The organism is Collinsella sp. CLA-ER-H10, assembly GCF_040092475.1.
Taxonomy (GTDB): Bacteria; Actinomycetota; Coriobacteriia; order Coriobacteriales; family Coriobacteriaceae; genus Collinsella.
In genome coordinates this window covers 42,194-60,255 of the sequence record NZ_JBBNLM010000012.1, presented here as the reverse complement: position 1 = coordinate 60,255, position 18,062 = coordinate 42,194, and the positions used below count along the sequence as shown (strand labels likewise).

At 61.0% G+C, this 18,062-nt stretch carries 14 protein-coding genes; 5 read left to right on the top strand and 9 right to left on the bottom strand.

What is annotated here, in order from left to right:
* Window positions 1-44: 44 nt before the first annotated feature.
* Window positions 45-1,580: a helix-turn-helix transcriptional regulator gene (locus AAAX36_RS06565; protein ID WP_349074754.1), complete on the bottom strand. Its 1,536-nt coding sequence runs from the start codon at window positions 1,578-1,580 to the stop codon at window positions 45-47.
* Window positions 1,581-1,977: 397 nt separating this feature from the next.
* Between AAAX36_RS06565 and AAAX36_RS06560 the strand changes: the two genes are divergently transcribed.
* From AAAX36_RS06560 to AAAX36_RS06545, 4 genes are all read left to right on the top strand, one after another.
* Window positions 1,978-2,715: a DUF4428 domain-containing protein gene (locus AAAX36_RS06560; RefSeq protein WP_349074752.1), complete on the top strand. Its 738-nt coding sequence runs from the start codon at window positions 1,978-1,980 to the stop codon at window positions 2,713-2,715.
* 24 nt (window positions 2,716-2,739) lie between these two features.
* Window positions 2,740-4,062, top strand: coding sequence for a hypothetical protein (locus tag AAAX36_RS06555; protein ID WP_349074751.1), 1,323 nt, complete (start codon window positions 2,740-2,742; stop codon window positions 4,060-4,062).
* 48 nt (window positions 4,063-4,110) lie between these two features.
* The gene (locus AAAX36_RS06550) at window positions 4,111-5,352 is read left to right on the top strand and encodes an SPFH domain-containing protein (protein WP_349074750.1); all 1,242 of its coding nucleotides are present in this window, start codon (window positions 4,111-4,113) and stop codon (window positions 5,350-5,352) included.
* An 80-nt stretch (window positions 5,353-5,432) separates the two neighbouring features.
* The gene (locus AAAX36_RS06545; protein ID WP_050766192.1) at window positions 5,433-6,275 is read left to right on the top strand and encodes a hypothetical protein; all 843 of its coding nucleotides are present in this window, start codon (window positions 5,433-5,435) and stop codon (window positions 6,273-6,275) included.
* A gap of 108 nt (window positions 6,276-6,383) precedes the next feature.
* Here the strand turns inward: AAAX36_RS06545 and AAAX36_RS06540 are convergent, their stop codons facing one another.
* From AAAX36_RS06540 to AAAX36_RS06510, 7 genes are all read right to left on the bottom strand, one after another.
* A complete protein-coding gene (locus AAAX36_RS06540) occupies window positions 6,384-7,004 on the bottom strand; it encodes a response regulator transcription factor (RefSeq protein WP_006236292.1) in 621 nt (206 codons plus the stop codon).
* On the bottom strand, window positions 7,001-8,494 hold the full coding sequence (locus AAAX36_RS06535; RefSeq protein ID WP_349074748.1) for an ATP-binding protein: 1,494 nt from the start codon (window positions 8,492-8,494) through the stop codon (window positions 7,001-7,003). The genes AAAX36_RS06540 and AAAX36_RS06535 overlap by 4 nt, the downstream gene beginning before the upstream one ends.
* A gap of 2 nt (window positions 8,495-8,496) precedes the next feature.
* Complete coding sequence (locus tag AAAX36_RS06530) at window positions 8,497-10,296, bottom strand: histidine kinase N-terminal 7TM domain-containing protein (protein ID WP_195445921.1); 1,800 nt, start codon at window positions 10,294-10,296, stop codon at window positions 8,497-8,499.
* Window positions 10,297-10,549: 253 nt separating this feature from the next.
* Window positions 10,550-11,194, bottom strand: coding sequence for a DUF4867 family protein (locus tag AAAX36_RS06525; protein ID WP_349074746.1), 645 nt, complete (start codon window positions 11,192-11,194; stop codon window positions 10,550-10,552).
* A gap of 144 nt (window positions 11,195-11,338) precedes the next feature.
* Window positions 11,339-11,827, bottom strand: coding sequence for an S-ribosylhomocysteine lyase (locus AAAX36_RS06520; protein ID WP_349074743.1), 489 nt, complete (start codon window positions 11,825-11,827; stop codon window positions 11,339-11,341).
* A gap of 102 nt (window positions 11,828-11,929) precedes the next feature.
* Complete coding sequence (locus AAAX36_RS06515) at window positions 11,930-12,904, bottom strand: nucleoside hydrolase (RefSeq protein WP_349074740.1); 975 nt, start codon at window positions 12,902-12,904, stop codon at window positions 11,930-11,932.
* Window positions 12,905-13,002: 98 nt separating this feature from the next.
* Window positions 13,003-13,896, bottom strand: coding sequence for a ribokinase (locus AAAX36_RS06510; protein ID WP_349074737.1), 894 nt, complete (start codon window positions 13,894-13,896; stop codon window positions 13,003-13,005).
* 186 nt (window positions 13,897-14,082) lie between these two features.
* On the opposite strand from AAAX36_RS06510, the gene AAAX36_RS06505 reads away from it, so the two are divergent.
* A complete protein-coding gene (locus tag AAAX36_RS06505; RefSeq protein ID WP_349074735.1) occupies window positions 14,083-16,299 on the top strand; it encodes an acyltransferase family protein in 2,217 nt (738 codons plus the stop codon).
* 543 nt (window positions 16,300-16,842) lie between these two features.
* On the opposite strand, the gene AAAX36_RS06500 is transcribed toward AAAX36_RS06505, so the two are convergent.
* Window positions 16,843-18,039 carry an Nramp family divalent metal transporter gene (locus AAAX36_RS06500; protein ID WP_271737788.1) on the bottom strand — a complete coding sequence of 399 codons (1,197 nt, stop codon included), beginning with the start codon at window positions 18,037-18,039 and terminating at the stop codon, window positions 16,843-16,845.
* Window positions 18,040-18,062: the final 23 nt, after the last annotated feature.

Genomic DNA, 18,062 nt, shown 5'->3' with positions numbered 1-18,062 from the left:
GTCAGTTTCGGGGCGCAGTTCACTGTCCCCTTTGTGGTGGTTAGCTAGTCTTGGGGTGTCCAGGACCAGAAGAAGTTGATGAGGGCTACGCGCGAGGAGACACCGGTCTTTTTATTGATCGAAGCGATGTGGCGATAGAGCGTGGAGCGCGAAAGGAAGAGTGCCGCCGCCACGTCCTGCACGCTGTCGTCCGAAACGACCAGTGCCTCCAGAACATCGCGCTCGCGCTTGGTGAGCCCAAAGGCGGCAACGAAGCCATCGAACCGATCGTCAAACGAAAGCTCCGGCGCCTCCAGGGGCACCGTGTCGGCCTGGCCGGGCTCACAGCTCACGCCAAGATCGTCGGTGGCAAACGCCAGCCCGCCATGCGTCGCCTCGCGCTCGCCGTCTTGCCCAAACTGTCCCAACAGCGAAATCGCGATGCCGACAAACAGCACGAGCACGACGCTCACTGCCGCCAGCACGTTTTGACTCGAGACAATCGCCACCGCCGGAGCCGTCACGAGTATCGAGCAAACGTTGTTGATAACACGGCCCATGCACGGCCATAGATACGCCCAGCGGGCATACATCGAAATCGCGGCTAACTTCGCGGTGAAGAACACCACGAAAAAGCCCGTGCCAAGGTAAAAGATAATCGTGGCGGCAAGCGTGTTACCACCGTTGCCATCGGTGATAAGCACAAAGAACGAGAGCGTGGACAGCATGGCGGCGCACGTCATGATGATATTCATATACGAACGCCCACGCAGGTCATACAGGACGCCGGCGGCAAGGGCGCTCACAACCAGCAGCAAGCGCGGCCAGTCGCCCAGATCGATAGCGCCAGCAGCATGCGAGGTCGTAAGGCCGGCATTGAGGGCCGCGAACACGCCGGTGAGGCAAGCGGTCGCCACCGTCAGACGCACCACGGCACCCTGAAAGGCCGCCTTTGCCTCGGGGTTATCGTGCCACCTGGCGCCACGCTCCAACGCATCGACCGATAGCTCGGCAATCTCGACCTCGAACTCGGACGCAGGCTCATCACGCAATTTAGCGCGACGGGCACTGTGAAGCAGCCCCACCAGCGCAATCGCGCAGGCAATGAGAACAGACTTCTGGGGAATGCCCGCAGGCACCACCATATGATTGAGCACCTGCACCAAAATGCCCGCAGCATAGGAAACCGCCACGGCGCGCGCCAGGCAGGGCGTCTGCGCAAAACGCCGCGCAAGATTGGCATGGGCGGTCGATCCGCAATAGCCCAGCGCACAGCACGCCACCAGGCCGCCGGCAATTAGCACCTCAAACCGCACTGCCATAATCATCAGCAGCAACGCCGATACCAACAGCACGCCTGTAATATCGCTCGTCGCATCGATCGTCTGGGGACGGCGATAGTACAGAAATGGGCGCACGAAAAAGCCAATCACGCTCGCGCCGACAACGATGCTCTCGTAGATGACGACCTCACTCGATGGCACGAACTCGGCTATGCGAACATCAAAGAGATACTCGCACGTCAAAAACGTGAAGAAGAACAGCGCCAGGCATATAATCTCCCGAATGCCCCGACGCAAATATGCGGTTGTGTCTCCCATGCCCCTCATGGTTAACCCCCCGGCCGCTCAATTGTCTGGAATTCTATTTTAATAAAGAACCAATCTCGATATCAAAGTCAGACTCGAAATGCTGCTAATTCGGCCCCAGTCGTCCACATCACGCCGCGATTTTGAGCCTCATGGACCAGAAGGGACACGCGCGGCCTCTAGCTCGGCAAGGAGTGTCTCCAACTGCCACTCATTTAAGTACGTCCCCAATGAGTGCCCAAAGAGTGTCCCCCGCGACTATTCGTTTAAGAACGTCCCCAACGACTAGTCAAAAATGGGCCATGTGTCCCAGCTGTGGAGACTCCTTGAGCCGTCTGGGTATCGCGAAGGATCGCGCACTCCCCCATCATCAAAAGTGACACACGCTACCAGTTGATGGGAGGCAGCTATGGGCTTCTTTGACAAGATGTTCGAGAAGAAAGAGTGCGCGATTTGCGGTACCGAGCTGGGACTTTTGGGAAAGACCAAAATCAACGAAGGCTACCTGTGCAAAGAATGCGCCGGCAAGCTCTCTCCCTACTTCCACGGCTATCGCTCCAGCACCGCGGACGACATCCGCGAGCAGCTCGCCTACCGCGAGGCCAATGCCGAGCGCCTGGCCTCGTTCAACCCCACGCGCACGCTCTCTGCCGGGCGCACCAACATCATGCTCGACGAAGACGCGGGCCTGCTGATCATTACCTCGCAGAGCCGCTGGCGCGACGCCAATCCCGATATCATCGAGTTCTCGCAGGTACTCGGTTGCGATATGGATATCGACGAGCACCGCGCCGAGATCTATCGCGAGACAAAAGATGGCGAACGCGAGAGCTACAATCCGCCGCGTTACGACCTGGATTACGACTTTAACCTGACCATCCACGTCAACACGCCATATTTTACCGAGATCAACCTGCGCGTGAACGACTCCACCATCGAGCAGCGCGGCTCCATCGAGTACCGCGAGGCCAAGCGCCAGGCAACCGAAGTCCGCGACGCCCTGGTGCAGCTGCGCCAGGAAACGCGCGACAGCGTCGTGGCCGCCAAGGCTCCCAAGACCGCGGTGACCTGCCCCTTCTGCGGAGCCACCACCATTCCCGATGCCAGCGGGCGCTGCGAATACTGCGGCGGCGCCATCGGCGCATAGCCTCCGGCAACGAAAGGACCGATCATGGCCTTCGAGAGCGTCAACTATCAGTGCCCCGCGTGTGGCGGCCCCCTTCACTTTGCCAGTGCCGAGCAAAAGCTCGTCTGTGACTACTGCGACTCGCGTTTTGAAGTCGAAGAAGTCGAAGCCCTCTATCGCGAGCGCCAGGACAAGGCAGACGCCAAAGCCGACGCCGCAGCAGCGGCACCCAAGCCCGCCGTCGACACTGCGGTGCAGGAACTCGCCCAAAACGCCGGCTATATCTGCTCGTCGTGCGGCGCCGAGCTAATCTCGGACGGTACCGTCGCCGTTACCACCTGCCCGTACTGCGGCAACCCCGCCGTGGCACCCGGTCAGCTCTCGGGCGACTTCTCGCCCGACCTGGTGATTCCATTTAAGCTCGGGCGCGATGACGTCACGGCCGCACTCAAGGAACACTACAAGGGCAAGATCTTGCTGCCCAAGAGCTTTGTCACCGGCAACCACATCGACGAGGTCCAAGGTGTCTACGTGCCGTTTTGGCTCTACGGTGCCCGCGTTGACGGCGAAGTGCACTTTGACGCGACCAACGAGACCGTGACCGAGGAATCCGACCGCACCGTCACGACCACCGACCACTACGATGCCTATCGCAAGGGCAATATCTCGTTTAAGCGCGTGCCCGTCGACGGATCGTCCAAGATGCCCGACGGCCACATGGATGCCATCGAGCCGTTTGACTACGACGCGCTGCGTCCGTTCTCGGTCGCCTATATGCCCGGCTACATCGCCAACCGTTACGACGAGGACTGCGAGACCTGCAAGGCGCGCGCCGAGCGCCGTATGGAAGAAAGCACGATCTCGGCCCTGCGCGAGACCGTCGTCGACGAATACGACGATGCCACGGTCGAAAGCAAGCAGCTCGACTACACCTGGGAAGACAGCGACTACGCCCTGTTCCCCGTCTGGATGCTCTCCACCTCGTGGAACGGCAAGAGCTACCTGTTTGCCATGAACGGCCAGACCGGCCGTTTGGTCGGCGAGCTCCCCTGCTCCAAGCCCAAGCTCGCCATCGCCTCGGTGCTGTTCTTTGTGATCGGATTTATCCTCTCCCAGATTCTCTTTATGGGGGAATACGCCTTCGATCCAGATTACCTCACCTTTGATATCGAGGGCATCCTCATCAACGTCATCGCGCCGCTGATCATCGTGATTATCGGAGACGTGCTACTGGTAGGCCAGCTCAAGACGGCCAACGAGGCCACCCACGCCGACGAGTACTGCGGCGAGCTCGACCTGACCGAGAAGCACGACACCTTCAGCCACACCGAGACCACCGTTGTCATGAAAGACGACAAGGACGACTAAGCAATCCAACCAATACCACCCGGCCTTTGACGAGAAAGGAAGATTACCATGGGACTCTTGAAAGCTGGATTGGGAGCTGCCGGCGGCGTCATGGCCGACCAGTGGAAGGAATTTATCTATTGCGAATCGATGCCTGCTGACGTCTTGGCCTGCAAGGGCAGCAAACGCACCAGTGGCCGCAGCTCCAACACGCGCGGCGAGGACAACGTCATCTCCAACGGCTCGGTCATCGCCGTCAACGACGGCCAGGGCATGCTCGTGGTGCAAAACGGCAAGATCATCGAAGTCGCGCTGGAGCCCGGTGAGTTCGTCTTCGATACCGGCAGCGAGCCGAGCGTCTTTAGCGGCAACCTGGGCGACTCCATCAAGGAGACCTTCGCCAATATCGGCAGCCGCTTTACCTTTGGCGGCGACGCGGGCAAGGACCAGCGCGTCTACTTCATCAACACCAAGGAGATCATCGGCAACAAGTACGGCACCGCCTCGCCCGTGCCCTTCCGCGTGGTCGATAACAACATTGGCCTGGACGTCGACATCTCCGTGCGCTGCAACGGCGAGTATTCGTACCGCATCACCAACCCGCTGCTGTTCTACACCAACGTATGCGGCAACGTGACCGATAGCTATACGCGCGACAAGATCGACAGCCAGCTTAAGTCCGAGCTGCTCACCGCCCTGCAGCCCGCCTTTGCCAAGATCTCGGAGATGGGCATCCGCTACAGTGCCATCCCCGGCCACACCACCGAGCTCGCCCGCGCGCTCAACGAGGTCCTCTCGGCCGACTGGCGCGACCTGCGTGGTGTCGAGATCGTGAGCTTTGGCGTCAACTCCATCGCCGCCTCGCAAGAAGACGAGCAGATGATCAAGGACCTGCAGAAGGCCGCGGTCATGCGCGATCCCACCATGGCAGCAGCCAACATCGCCAGCGCCCAGAGCGACGCGATGCGCGCGGCGGCCGCTAACCCCAACGGCGCAATGGCCGGCTTTATGGGCATGGGCATGGCAGGTGGCATGGGCGGCATGAATGCCAGCCAGCTGTTCGCCGCCGGCCAGGCACAGCAGCAGGCCGCCCCGCAGCCGGCTCCGGCTCCCGCCCCCGCACCGGCTCCCGCCGCCGCACCTGCGGCCGGCACGTGGACTTGCAGCTGCGGCGCCACCAACACCGGCAAGTTCTGCTCCGAGTGCGGCAGTCCCGCACCCGCCCCGGCACCGGCAAAGTGGTTCTGCCCCAACTGCGGCAGCGAAAACGGCGGCAAGTTCTGCAGCAACTGCGGAACGCCCCGGCCCTAGCCCCTCTATCTGGTAATTGGCGGGGGATCCGCCACCCCCGCATTTGCTTCTATGGGTTTCGTTCGATGAAGGAGGACACCATGAAGACAACGTTCAAAAAGTCCGTACTCGCATTTCTGACATGCGTCCTGGCGCTCGCCTTTGCCCTGACGGGCTGCAGCGGCGGCGGCAAGGACCCCAAGGCCAACTTCGTCGGCAGCTGGCAGTACTCGGGTGGAACCTTGGATGGCGAAGAGCTCACCGATGAGTACATGGATATGCTCAAGGAGTGGGGCCTCAACTGCGTCCTGATCCTCGACGAGGACGGCACAGGCGTCCTCGATATGTTCCTTGAGGTCGCCGACCTGAAATGGGAAGCCAAGGACGCCACCACCGTAACGATCACCGCCGAAGATGAGTCGCACGACCTGAAGCTCAAGGACGACAAGCTCGTCCTGGAGGTGGAAGGCGACAAGCTTATCTTCACCAAGTCCGACAAGGATCTGTCCGGCACGGTGAAGAAGGATCGCGAGGCGGCCGAGAAGGAAGAAGAGGTCGATGAGGCTGTCGAAGACGACGACGTCCAGAGTGTTGAAATCTCCCCCGCCGTCACCGTCGCCGATGACGATCTGTGCACCATCACCATCACCGAGAAGTTCAAGGACGACTGGGGCGACATCGGCTTTGTCGTCAACATCACCAACAAGAGCGACAAGGACCTGACCTTCTACGCTCCTTCCGGCAAGACCAACGTCAACGGCACTATGAAGGAACCCTGGTTCTCGGCTAACCTGATGCCCGGCACCAGCGCCACCGAGGAATTCACGTTCTCGAGCGGCGAGCTTGACAGCCTTGACGACCTGGTCAATACGACCATCGGCATCGACGCCTACCTGACCGATTCCTACGAGGACGTCGCCTCCTACAGCGCAACCATCGCGTAGCGGCAGACATCGACGGCCGCGGATTGGCGGACACATCCACGCACACCAGGCGGGACCGCAGGAGTTGATCCTGCGGCCCCGCCGCTTTATGCCGATGCGTAACGAGCGCTAGCGCTCCATGTTGGGAACGATGCTGCCCTCCGTTACTGCGCGCACGGCCAAGCGCATGATGTTGTCGTAGCCGGTCTTATTGAGAATCTCCGAGATGCGGCGTTTGATGGTGCCCTCGCTCATAAACAGCTCGGCCGCGATCTCGCGGCGGCTTTTACCCTCGCAGGCAAGGCGCAAGATCGACAGCTCGACATCGTCGAGGGCCGCCGTGCCCGAGAAGATGCTCTCGGGCGGCTTGGGAAACGTGCAGTAACCCGCCAGCGTGGAGCGCATCACGGCGAATAGCTCGTCGATACCGACGTTCTTGTACACAAAGCTGTCGACGCCCGCCTCGCGCGCCTGGTCCACAAAGGTGATTTCGGGCATACCCGTCATGATAATGACGCGGCACTCGGGCAGTTGTTCTTTGATGCGCGCCGCCGCCACGATGCCGTTGGAATCATGCTCGGTACATACGTCCATCAGTATCATGTCCGGGCGCTCCTTGAGCGCGACACCCAAGGCCTCGGAAGCATCGGCAATGGCGGAAACAACGGTCATATCGGGCTGGTCGCCAACGGAGCGCGCCAGGCTCTCGCGCAGGATGGCCTGGTCTTCGACTATAAGGACGCGGATCATGAACTTCTCCTTTGGACCGTGGCGTTGGAGGCGAGCGGGATGGACACCGTAAGCGTGAAGGGCGGGGCGGTGTGGACTTCCAGGCTGCCGCCCAGATTCTGTGCGACATGCCTCATACCTGGGATACCCGTTCCCTCGCGATACGATACGGGTGCAGGCGCGCCGTCGTTAGAAACGGTCATCCGCGCAACAGCACCGTCTTCCGACGTCTCTTGCCACAGACGCACGTGGACCCGATGCGCCTGTGCATGCTTGGTGGCATTGGTCGAGGCCTCGCGGATAATCTGCAAAAATGCGGCGGCGACACGCGCGTCCTCAGGCAGCGCACCCTCAACATCGATCTGCACACTCACCAGGCCAAAGGCATGGACGATATCTCCCAGTTGCTCTGCCGGTTCGGTGTCGCCCCCGCTGCGTAGATCGGCAGCGATTGAGCGCAGCAGCGGGTCGATCTGCTCGAGTGACTCGTCATCCAGGCGCCCCTCCTCCAGATAACGATGGAGGATGGACAGGCGCTGCCCGATCACGTCGTGCACGCGAGCGCGCATACGCAGATAGGCCGCATTGTCAGCAACTTTTTTGACTTCTTCGATCTGGGCTTGGAGCTCTTGGCCCGCAAGCTCAAGCAGGTGGTTGGCTTGCGCCAGGCGATCATGAGCATGCGCATACTCTGTTACATCCAGGCCGATAATGCGCTCGAAGAGGCGGCCCGAAACCATAACGTCATCGTGCACAAACAAGCGAATCTCGGCGGGAGAAACCTCGACCACCGCCCGCGCCTCACCAAAGCGGTCCAGATTAATCCGCACGCGGTTCTGGCTGCTTTCGGGCATTTGCATGCTGAGTTTGCGCAGGTCGTTCCATGTACCGCTCATATCGCCTAGGTCGGTGGGCATATGAAGCTCCACCAGGTTTTTTCGCATGCAGCGGTTCATGAGCAGCGGGCGGCCCCTCGGGTCCAGATACAGGATGCCCACGGGAATCACGTTGATGGTTTCGATCGTCGAGAACGCGGTGATATCCTCCTGGCGGTTGCGGACATCCATCAAGAGCGCCGCAATGGAGCGGAACAGGAAAAACGCTCCCTCTGCGATAAGGACCGTGGTCCACGCCGAGCCCATGGCAAGCACCACCGGCGGTGTCACGGCGGCAACGAGCAACAGTTCGGCCAGCATGACGGGGCGACGATAGTGCACCATAAGCACCATGCCGTAGGCAAAGATCACGGCATTGAGCCACAACGCTCCGCCCATTGCCCTGGCGCAAACGTCAAGCGGCGCCACCAGATATGAGCCAGACGACGCGAACAAGATGAGCGCCGAAATAATTAGGTGAAGCACAAGGCTCGCCTCGTAGGCACAAATCACCTTACGGTTATAGGACGAGCGGCGCGATGCGATGAGCGGGACGTGGATCGTCTGCAGACACGCAGCCAGGGCAAAGACAACATCGAGCGCAACGATTTGGGGAAGAATGAGCGAAATCTGCATCGTCACTCACCCGCCCTCGGCATCAAGACGATCATGCGCAGCTGGCCGGGCTCGCCCTCAAGGCGGTATGCCACGTTGCGCCCTTGCAGAGCGCTTTCGAGCTCTTGCGCAGCGGGCGTCTGCGAAAGATCTGCATCATCGTTGGAAAAAAGCGCGGCACGCAGCTCGACACTGCATCGGTCATGATCGCCCAAGTGATACATAAGCGCCGGATGGTCGGTGGTGTAGGCAAAAAACGCAAAGTCATACACGCAGTCGTACAGGGCGCTTACCGTACTGGCGTGCATCGGGCGCCGTATGGCGATAATCGAGGCGCAATCGATATCGATGGTGCGCAGGTCGCTTGCGAGCTCGTTGGCAATGAGTTGAATGCGGTCGCGATCAAAACCGCTCTCCCCGTGCTGTGCCAACGTGAGCGACCCCTTGCGCTTGCAATAGGCGACGAGCATCTTGGCGCGCTGCAGCATGCGGTAGCGCTCGTGCGAAGACGCTTCGTCGGTCAACGGCGGCAGCGAGCTCAGCAGGTCGTACATCCCTTCGAGCGCGCGGGCAAGCGCTTGATCCACGTCTTGGACCAGCAAGGTCTCGGCCTCTTGATCTGCCAAATGCGTCTTAAGGTCGTAGTCGGCGGCGAGCAGCTCGTTTTGACGCTGCAACTCCATGCGACGATGTGCCAGTTCACGGTTAAGCTCGTTGAGCTCCGACACGTCTTGGGCAAGCAGGGCCGATCCGCCCAGCAGTGGGAAGGCACGGTACATTACATCGGGATCGGACTCCACGGCAAAGGCATGGGCATGCTCGTGTTCCTGGGCTCGCAGCTCTTCGCACACGCCCGCCGGCATTGGCTTCGACACCGGCGTGGCATAGACTTCCTGCAGGTCGCGCGTTAGAACTTTGAGGTCAAGCGGCAAGGTGTCGAAGATGCCGGCGATGTCGTGATATGACGGAATGACACCGCAATCGAGACAGATTTCCATCGCCACCACACACAAGACGCAATAGATGAGCGAGAAGTTGAGCCTCCATGCCCAGGGCACGCGCAACGCATATGAGATGGCAAAGAACGCGCCGCCCAGCAGCACGAGCGCCGCCGTGCCCGAGAAACGTTGGATGCGAAAGGACGAGGACCGGCCCACCAGGATAAAAAAGGCCACAAAGTTAAAGGCCGTCCACACTAAGACGGCGAAATAACCCCAGCCGTACGTGTAATCGTTGCTCCAGGTGTCGCTTGTACGGTCAAAGCGGAAGACCTGCTGGTGAAAATCGTTGGTGAGCACAAATCCGATAAGCAGGATGGCCACAATCCACAGCGCAGCGCAGTAGCGGCGACCCAGGCGGTGTTGCTCCAGACCCGCAAGGCGCAAACCACACAACTGGTAGAGCAGCGGAATGAGCGTCATGGGCACGTAGTACAGGTACCACAGCACGGTGGCATAGAACGGCGTGAACGACTTGTACTTGAGAATGACTTCGATCATCCACAGGGCGCAGATGGTGGCGATGGCAACAAGGCGGCGGCGCAACACATAGTCCAAACAGCGCAGATAGACCGATACGCCCCAGATCGAAAATGCAATTGCGGCAACAAGCAACGGCAGAGAGCTCGAATGGACGAGCGCATCCACGACCTCTTCGGACACCTCGCTATAGGCGGGCACGGCGTTAGAAAGTTTGGGGTCGAAGGCGAACAGCGCCGGCAAGACTGCCAAAAGCATGAGGAACAGTGCGGTGATGGCGCCGGCGATAGCGAAGACGCGGCGACGGTACGCCTGATGTGTTATGCCAACAAGGAATCGCGGCATGGCGAAGAGCCTGCCGCCCCTGGGATCCGCCACGGGTGCGGATCGGGCGGCCGCGTGGCCGATATGTCGCTCGCGGGTACCCATAGTGCTTTTAGTGTACCGACAGGCAGGCTCAAAAAGCGGGCCACATGTCCCAAAATCCGCAGACGGCAAGGCGCCCGGCAGCCTCCCCCGTCTGGCACTTCCCGATATCCGCCCGCCCCAAACCACCGCAAAGGAGACAGGCACCTTTGTGGTGGTTTGGGGCGATGCGCTAGTCCACGGTGATGTCGAGATTTTTGCCGATGAGGCCTACGTAGCCGCCTTCGGCTGCCTTGGGGCTGTCAGCATGGCAGAGGACCCACTTGTCGGCCTTCCAGTAGCAGTAGCTGTCGCCGGCCGCAGGCATGTCGGCCGCGACCTCGGGGCGCGGGCCGTTGGTGCCGGCGGGCAGCGCCACCATCACCTGGAAGCCACCGTCGTCGACCATGCACGGCGTGTAGTGGAGCGTGGTGTTGAAGACTTCGACGACCGTACCCGCCGGCACGCGAAACGCCTTGACGCACGCGGTGTCGAGCTTGCCGTCCTCGATCTCCCAGCGATGCGCCACGAGCAGGATAAAGTCGCGAGCGCCCAGGTTGAATTCGCTCGCGCGGTGATACTCCAGGCAGTTGAGACGCGTATTGTAGCCGTTGCACCAGCCGAGCTGGAAGGGACGGCCACCAAACATGAGAAAGCCAAGCTTGTCGGCATCCTTGACGTCCTCGAGCTCCGGCGCACTTGCAACGTACTTGCTGCCCTCGGGAATGGGCGTGGCAGAGAGCGCCTCGAGCACGGGCGACGTAAGCTCGGACGGAACGTTATCCCAAACGTTGCCATAGGACTTGAACTCGGGATCGTTGACAGAGTAGATATGCATGTTCGCTCCTGTTCGTTTATGTGACAGTATGAACATTCTAGAACAAACATAAGCGATTTTAAACACTCGTCCCGACCACTCAGCAAAAAGGCACCCCCGCATAAGCGAAGACGCCCAATGCGCGCGTTTTGGGCGATAAAGCTCTTACGCCTGCTGATAGTGCAGATGCTTCTCGTCGATATCGGCCAGGTCGCGGTCGAGGTAGCGGCGCGCAAGCCAGTTGGCCATGGGGAGGTTCTGGTCCAGGTAGTTACCGCACTCCCCGGGAGCGGCACCGGGGACATCGCCCTCGAAGCCGGCGACAAACTCAAACAGCTCGCGGACGAGCGGCAAGACCTTCTCGCTCGTCAGCTCGCCAAAGACAACCAGGTAAAAGCCCGTGCGGCAGCCCATGGGGCCAAAGTAGACAATGCGGCTCGACCACTCGGCATGATTGCGAAGGAACGTCGCGCCCAGGTGCTCGATGGTGTGGCACTCGGCCGTGTTCATGACCGGCTCCTTGTTGGGCGTGGTCAGGCGCAGGTCAAACGTGGTGACGGCGGCACCGGTCGCCGGATTGCGGTCGATGCGGCTCACATACACGCCGGGCTCAAGCAGCAGATGATCAACGGAAAAGCTGGCGATGCGCTCCATGGCAGATCCTCTCGATAGTCAAATTGGGACGGGGCTCTTTTAGCTGGTTCGATTGGTCGCACCAATCATACCAGTCAAAAAGCCCCGTCCCAAAAAGACAACTTAGCCAAGGACACGGGCCATACGCGTCTTGAACTCGGACAGGAAGCGCGGAGCATCCAAGGTCAGTGCCACAAGCGCGCTCTTGTCCGGATCGGACAGGCGACGCTCATCGCAGATGGTGCGACCGCGGTACTCGCCCAGCAGATCAACACGCAGGTTGCAGCCGAGCGCACCTACGAGCGTGGGGTCGATCGCCACGGCAACGGCCAGCGGATCGTGCAGCGCGCAACCACCCAGGTAGGGTGCGTTCATCTCGTACGAGCCAATGTAGTGCTCGACCATGCTCGCAAATGCGCAGCCCGCCATGGTGCCCGAGCCCGTCCAGCCGGCAATGTCGCGGCGTGTGAGCACCACGCGATGCGTCACGTCCAGACCCACCATGGTGAGCTTACGGCCCGAGCGCAGCACCGCGTCGGCTGCCTCGGGGTCGCTCGCCATATTGGCCTCGGCGCCCGCGCTCACGTTGCCGGGCACGGTAAGGGCGCCGCCCATCACGACCACGCGGCCGATGGACATCATCGCCGCCGCATCGCGCTCCAGGGCGAGCGCCAGGTTGGAGAGCGGGCCAGTCGCTACGTAGACCAGATCGGGACCATAGGTGCGCGCGGCATCGATCAGATAATCGACCGCAGCGTTGCCGTCGGCCGAGGTCGCCCCCACCGGCTCGTAGGGCGACGCGGGCACGCTCGCGCCGCCGATGCCGTTCTTGCCGTGAATGAGCGCGGTGGACGCCGGCGGCGTATAGGGCTCAGTCGCTTGCAGAGGACGGTCGGCACCCAGGTACACCGGAACCTCGGGGCGACCCAGCAGATCGAGCACCGCCAGGCAATTGTGCGCCGATTGCTCGACGCGCACGTTACCAAAGCACGTGGTGATGCCCACGAGCTCCACCTCGGGGCTCGCGATGGCATAGGCCAGCGCCATCGCATCGTCAACACCCATATCCAGATCAAGGATCAGCTTCTTGATTGCCAATGTTCTACTCCGCTTCTCCGTCTTTATCGTTTAACCAAACCAATGTTCAACTTCGGCGCGCGTGGGAATCGATTGCTGAGCGCCCAGGCGCGACACCGTCATGCCGAGGCGCGAGCACCCGCGGCCATGCACTCAAAGAGCGGCAAGCCCTCTAGGCGAGCCGCCGCCAACGCGCCAATAAACGTATCGCCGGCGGCCGTGGTATCGACTACCGTACTCGAAAGTGCCGGCATGCGCAGCAGCTCACCGCCATCGCCGAGCGTAACCGAGCCGGCACCGCCCAACGTGATGACCGCAGCTCCGGCACCCTTGTCGAGCAGCGCATTGAGCGCGGTGACGCAACTCGCGTCATCCGTGGGCAGAATGCCCGTCAGCACCTGGCACTCGGTCTCGTTGGGGCAGACCAAGTCGACCGCAGGCCAGACCTCCGCAGGCAGCTCGCAGGCGGGCGCTGGATTAAAGACCGTATAGAACCCCAGCTCGTGAGCGCAAACAAGCGCCTCGGCCGTCGCTGCAAGGTCACATTCGCCCTGGGCGATAAAGACGCTTCCGGCAGCCGGGGCAATCTCGCTGGCGTCGCCGTCGAGCTCATGAGCCACCAGACGCCTCAGCGCGCAGGCAACGTCCGCGCCCGCAAGCGCATGGTTGGCGCCCGGTGACAGTACGATGCGGTTGTCGCCCTCGCAGCGAATGATGGTCGCCGTTCCCGTCTCCACGTCATCGCGATGCACTACAAAGTCACAGTCCACGCCGGCGTCTTGGAGCCCCACCACGAGCGACGCGCCGAACGCGTCGCGACCGACCGCGCCGATCATGTGCGTGCACGCGCCCATACGCGCGGCAGCTACGGCCTGATTGGCGCCCTTGCCGCCGGCGTTGGTGATAAACCCGCTGCCGCCGACGGTCTCGCCCGCGCGCGGTATGCGCTCGCACGCCACCGAAAGGTCCATGTTCATGCTGCCGAACACCGCAACGATGCCGCGATCTGCCATGGAAACCTCCTCATCTGCGGGCTTTGCACCCACCGTCGACCGTCGATTGCGCGCCTTCGCACCTCTATAACTTTAGTTCACTTTGATGTGAACGCACCCTTGAGGTTGCGCCAGCAGCAAGCATTCACAGGAGCAGGCAGCTACAATGAATACGTGCTGATTATTCTCGTCATTGGATGATGTTTTATGGAACAATTCTCGCAATCGGGCTCGCGCGGTCGACGCCGCACGGGCAACGAGCCGGCGCCGCACGAACGCGTGAAGAGCGAACGCCGTGCCAACGAGCCGCGACGCACCACGAGTCCCCATCGCGCTTCTGCCAACAACGCGGGCCGCGCCAACACTCCCGCCGCGGAGCAGACGCCTGCTCGCCCCAAGTCCCGCTACATCCCTGCCCTTGACGGCCTGCGCACGCTTGCCGTCGTCGCGGTGGTGCTCTATCACCTCAACCTCACGTGGGCGCAGGGCGGTCTGCTCGGCGTCACGATCTTCTTTGTGCTTTCGGGCTATCTGATCACACGCCTGCTACTCAACGAAGTCGCTAAGACCGGACGCATCGACCTCAAGAGCTTCTGGATTCGCCGCATCCGTCGCCTGGTCCCCGCCGTGGTAACGGTAGTGTTTGTAACCTGCGCGCTGTGCACTATCTTTAACCACGTGATGCTCACCAAGATGCGCCCCGACATCCTGCCGTCGCTGCTGTTCTTCAACAACTGGTGGCAGATTGCCCAAAACGTCTCGTACTTCAATGCTCTGGGCGACCCCTCGCCGCTCACGCACTTTTGGTCGCTTGCCATCGAGGAACAGTTCTACCTGATTTGGCCGCCACTGCTGTTTGCCATGGTATCCATGCATGTGAGCAAGCCCAACACGCGCCGCGTGGTTCTGGGCTTGGCTGCTGTCTCCGCCATCGCCATGATGGTGCTCTATAACCCCGCCGCCGACCCCAGCCGCGTGTACTACGGCACCGACACCCGTGTGTTCTCGCTGCTGCTGGGTGCCTGGATGGCCTTTATCCCCGATCGCGACCTGGCGCCGGTGCGTCTCGCTCGTCGTTTGGGGCTCAATCGCCTAGCTGGCGCCGCCAAGCACGGCAAGAACGCCGAGGGCAAGCCTGGCGAGAAGGCCGACGAAGCAGCCGAGACCGCCCCGGCACAGCCGAGCGCCCTCGTGCGTTTTTGGTCCTCGCCCGCATCCATCGATGTGTTGGGCGTCGTGGGTCTGGTTGGCCTTGCCGCCATGGTCGCGCTCACCAACGGCTACACTGCCTTCCAGTATCGCGGAGGCACACTGCTGTGCTCGATCCTCACGCTCATGGTCATCGCGGCCTGCGTGCAGCCCCAGGGAATGGTTGCCCGCGCGCTGTCCGCCGAGCCGCTCGTGTGGGTTGGCAAGCGCTCGTACAGCATCTACCTGTGGCACTATCCCCTGCTGTTGCTCATGAACCCGGTCGCCAACATCAACGATACACCGTGGTGGCAGTACATTTTGCAGGTGCTGTTGGTGGTCGCCGTGGCCGAATGCTCATATCGCTTTATCGAGACGCCGTTTAGGAAGGGCGCCTTCGGCCGCACCGTATCCGAGTTCCGCGATGGCACCACCACGCCCGCCAACTGGGTGCGCGCGCACGTCCCTGCCTGCGCAGCCTGCGCTGTCGTGTTGGTCGTTGCACTGGGCGGCCTGATCTTTGTGCCCGAGACGTCTGCGCTGAGCGGCGAGGGCGCCGAGGTTCTGAACAAGGAAGCCAAAAACACCGCACCGAAAGACCAGCAAGCGGCCGACGACACCGATAAGGACAACGACGGCTTCCCCGACGGCTCCTACGACCTGTTGATGATCGGTGACTCCGTGTCGCTGCGTGCCGTGGACGCCTTTGACGGTGTGTTCCCGCACAGCCATATCGATGCCGAAAAGGGCCGCCAGTTCGATGCGGGCCGTGCGACATTTGAGGGCTATATCCAGCAGAACCTTGCCGGCAAGATCGTGGTCTTTGCACTGGGCACCAACGGCTTGGTAACCGACGACCAGATCGACGCCATCATGGCCGATGCAGGAGATAAGCGTATTGTGGTGTTTGTGAACACGCGCAGCCCGCAGCCGTGGGTTGGCTCTACCAACCAGGCCATCGCCAACGCCGCTACGCGCTACAAGAACGTGCGCGTTATCGATTGGTACGGATACAGCGCTAACCGCAACGACCTGTTCGATGGCGATGGCACGCACCTATCGACCACTGGCGTGACTGAGTACCTCAACTTGATCCACGATGCCGTCAAGAAGGACCTGCCCGTACACCCCGAGGATCACGTCAACGATCCGCAGCCGGCAGCCGTCAAGTCTGCCACCGACGCGCTCGTCAATGCGCTCGCTCTCAAGCCGCACAAGTTGGGCACCGACAAGTAACCTGCAGCGCAAACTTCCCACATCCGGAGGGGGCGTCTGCCGTGGCAGACGCCCCCTCCGGCAGTTAGGGACGTTCCTTATGTGCCGGTACCTAGGGACACTCCTGGCGCAGCCAATGAAGACCTCTACGGATGAATTCCAGGCCGCTCCGTCGCTCCAGACATCGTTTCCGCGCCTCGCGCCTGCCCCAAACAATCAAAACAAGCCCTTTTCGCCGCACCCTCAAAGGTCTGTGGGCAAAAAAGGGCAAATATGAGTACTGTTACCATTTTAGTAGCAGGCAAAACCACCCAAAATGACGTCCGAGCGAACCCTACAACCCCCTAAGACAGCCAACCTGACTGGTTTAAGGCGTATTGGAGCCAATTTTAATGAACATACTATAGGTTATGTTTATTATCTTCTTGAATGTAAATGCTATTCACTTAGCAACAGTACTCATATTTGGCATTTTTTGCCCACTGCCATATAACTAACACCCTATAGCAGACAAAAACAGGCCGCAGCCCATCGCTGCGGCCTGTTTGGAGTCCAAAAGAGGCGCTAAGCGCTGTAACCCATCGCCTGCAGAACAAACATGACGACCGTGAGCACCGTAATCACACCGATAGTCGCCCAAGTGAGCACATTCCACACGCGGCCGTTGCGGTTAGTGCCCATAATGTGACGGTCAGCGGCAATAACCACCTGGAACACCAGAACCACGGGCAGTAGCACGCCATTGATGACCTGCGAGGTCATCATAATCTGGAACAGATCGACGCCGGGCATAAGCACCAGCACGGCAGAGATACCGATGATGGCCGTAATGATGCCGCGATAGACCGGGGCCTCGTCCCAGCTGCGGTCGGCACCGCGCTCCCAGCCAAATGCCTCACAGATAGCGCTCGACGTAACGCCCGGCAGCACGCAGGCGGCCAAGAAGCTCGCCGCGACCAGGCCCGAGGCAAACAGTACCGTGGACCACTGACCCGCAATAGGCTCCAACGCGCGGGCAGCATCGGCGGCATCGCTAATCTGAATACCCGCCGGGAACAACACCGTACCGGTCGTGATGATAATAAAGCCGGCAATGACATCGGCGGCAAGCGAGCCGCTCACGGTATCGATGCGCTGCAGCACGATATCGTCCTCGCCCGCGTTCTTATCGACCACGTTGTTCTGCGCCAAGAAAATCATCCACGGCGCGATGGTGGTACCGATCGTTGCGACCACGAGCGACACGTAGTTGGGATCATTTTGAATGTTAGGCACGACCAGGTCGACCGCGACCTCGCCCCAGTTGGGGCCGGCCATAAACGCGGCGACGACGTAGGTCACGAACACGCAGCTTACCAGCAGCAAAATCTTCTCGATGCGCTGGAAACTGCCCGACATGGTAAGCATCCACACCAGCAGCGCCACGAGCGGCACCGAGATGCTCGCCGGCACGCCAAACAGAGCAAGGCCACTCGCGATACCCGCGAACTCCGAGATGGTCACAGCCGTGTTGGCGATCAACAGCGCCGCCATAGCAAGTACACTCTTGCGCACGCCAAAGCGCTCGCGAATGAGCGATGCCAGGCCCTTGCCCGTGACGCAGCCGCAGCGCGCCGCGGTCTCCTGCGTCACGATGAGCAGCACAGTCATGACGGGAAGCATCCAGAGCATCTTGTAGCCATAGCTGGCGCCCGCGCTGGAATACGTTGCAATGCCGCCGGCGTCATTGCCCGAAAGCGCCGCCAACAGACCGGGACCCATAGCGCCAAAGATGGCCGCGATGG